3 protein-coding genes are annotated in these 2,120 nt (G+C 72.5%); all 3 read right to left on the bottom strand.

All coding sequences use genetic code 11. The features are described from left to right. Positions 1-70: 70 nt before the first annotated feature. Positions 71-313 (bottom strand): acyl carrier protein, encoded by a 243-nt coding sequence (locus DQW06_RS28090; RefSeq protein WP_013153968.1) that lies wholly within the window; start codon positions 311-313, stop codon positions 71-73. Positions 314-420: 107 nt separating this feature from the next. Then, the gene (locus tag DQW06_RS28085) at positions 421-1,377 is read right to left on the bottom strand and encodes a beta-ketoacyl-ACP synthase III (protein ID WP_013153967.1); all 957 of its coding nucleotides are present in this window, start codon (positions 1,375-1,377) and stop codon (positions 421-423) included. A gap of 2 nt (positions 1,378-1,379) precedes the next feature. Then, on the bottom strand, positions 1,380-2,120 hold a 741-nt coding region (locus DQW06_RS28080), incomplete at its 5' end, for an ACP S-malonyltransferase (RefSeq protein ID WP_157983643.1).

Below are 2,120 nucleotides of genomic sequence, written 5' to 3'. Positions count from 1 at the left end.
TGTGAGGGGAAGCCGGTCGTGACGGCGGGTCGGGCGGCGGGACGGGGTGGGCCCCGCCGCCCCGAACGGCCTACTTCTGGATGAAGTTGATGACGTCCTGGACCGTCTTGAGGTCCTTGAGCTGGTCGTCCGGGATCTCCACGCCGAACTTGTCCTGGGCGGCGACGGCGATCTCCACCATGGACAGCGAGTCGATGTCCAGGTCGTCGACGAAGCTCTTGTCCGGGGTGACCTCGGAGGCCTCGGTCCCGACGATCTCCTCGATGATCTCGCCGAGGCCCTTGAGGATCTCCTGCTCGGTCTGCTGGGCCATGTCGTCTTTCTCCTTGCTCGGTGATTCGTGTCGGCTCGGGGACACCACGTGAGCCGCGGGCTCGCGGGCCCGACCGGCGTGGTGTGACCGCGGGTTCGGGCGGGTGCTCAGGGGATGCGGATCACCTGGGCGGCGTAGACCAGCCCCGCCCCGAAACCCAGGGTGAGTACGGTGCTCCCCGACGGCAGCTCCCCGCGTCCGATCATCCGCGAGAGCGCGAGAGGGATGGACGCGGAGGAGGTGTTGCCAGCGGTGACGATATCGCGGGCCACGAGTGCCTGGGGCGCGCCCAGCTTCTTGGCGATGGCCTCCACGATGCGCAGGTTGGCCTGGTGCGGGACGAAGGCGGTCAGCTCCGAGGGCTCCACACCCGCCCTCTCCATGGCCTCCAGGGCGACCTTGTACAGCTCGGTGGTGGTCCAGCGGAAGACCGCCTGGCCCTCCTGCCAAAGGTACTTGCCCTCGCGCAGGTGGATCTTGGCGGCCCGCTCGCCGGAGGAGCCCCACACGACGGGACCGATGCCCTGCTCCTCGGAGGCGGAGACGATCGCGGCCCCGGCGCCGTCGGCGAAGATCACACAGGTGCCGCGGTCGTCCCAGTCCACCCAGTCGCTGAGCTTCTCCGAGCCGATCACCAGCACGTTGCGGGAGCTGCCGCCGCGGACCATGTCCGCGGCCACGCCCAGGGCGTAGCAGAAGCCCGCGCAGGCGGCGTTGAGGTCGAAGGCGCCCGGGGCGGTGATGCCCAGCTTGGCGGCGACGGTGGCGGCCGTGTTGGGGATCTGGTCCTGCACGGTGCAGGTGGCCACGATCACCAGGTCGATGTCCTCGGGGGACAGGCCGCCGGCGGCCAGGGCCTTGCCGCCCGCCGCCACGGCCATGCTGGTCACGGTGTCCTCGGAGCCCGCGATGCGCCGCTCCCGGATGCCCACGCGGCTCTGGATCCACTCGTCGCTGGTGTCGACGCGCTCTTCGAGGTCGGCGTTGGTCACGACCCGGGAGGGCTGGTACTCGCCGAAGGCGGTGATCGACGCGCCTCCGGGAGCTCTCGGGGAGCTGAACATGGTTAGCCTTCCTGGTCGGTGGCCGCGGGGTTCCCGGCGTGCTCCTTGACGAGGGCGCCGGCGCGGTCGAGGTCGTCGGGGGTCTTGACCGCGAGGAGCTCGACCCCGCGCAGGGCGCGCTTGGCCAGGCCGGTGAGCGTGCCGGCCGGGGTGAGCTCGATCATCGCGGTCACGCCCAGGTCGGCCAGGGTCTGCGTGCACGCGTCCCAGCGGACCGGGGAGGAGACCTGGGTGATGAGGCGCTCCAGGTACTCGGGTCCGCTCTCGACCACGGCGCCGTCGGCGTTGGAGAGCAGGCGCACCGTGGGGTCGGAGGGGGACAGGGGGGCCGCGGCCGCCCGCACCCGCTCCACGGCCGGGGCCATGTGCTCGGTGTGGAAGGCGCCCGCGACCGACAGGGCGCGCAGCCGCGCCCGCTCGGGCGGGTTCTCGGCGAAGGCAGCGAGCTGCGCGGTGGTGCCGGCGGCCACGATCTGGCCGGAACCGTTGTCGTTGGCCGCGGTCAGACCGGCGGCGGCGATCGCCGCCAGCACCTGCTCGCGGTCGCCGCCGAGCACGGCGGTCATACCGGTCTCGGTCCGCGCCGCGGCGTCGGCCATGCCCCGGCCGCGTTCGGCCACCAGGGCCATCGCGTCCTTGGGGGACAGGACACCGGCGATGGCGGCGGCCGTGAACTCACCGACGCTGTGGCCCGCGACGGCGTCCAGCAGGGCGCCCTCGGCGGGCAGCGCGGGGGAGGGGGC

Source organism: Nocardiopsis sp. TNDT3 (assembly GCF_003427465.1).
GTDB classification, from domain to species: domain Bacteria; phylum Actinomycetota; class Actinomycetes; order Streptosporangiales; family Streptosporangiaceae; genus Nocardiopsis; species Nocardiopsis dassonvillei.
This window is presented reverse-complemented; position numbering and strand designations above follow the sequence as displayed.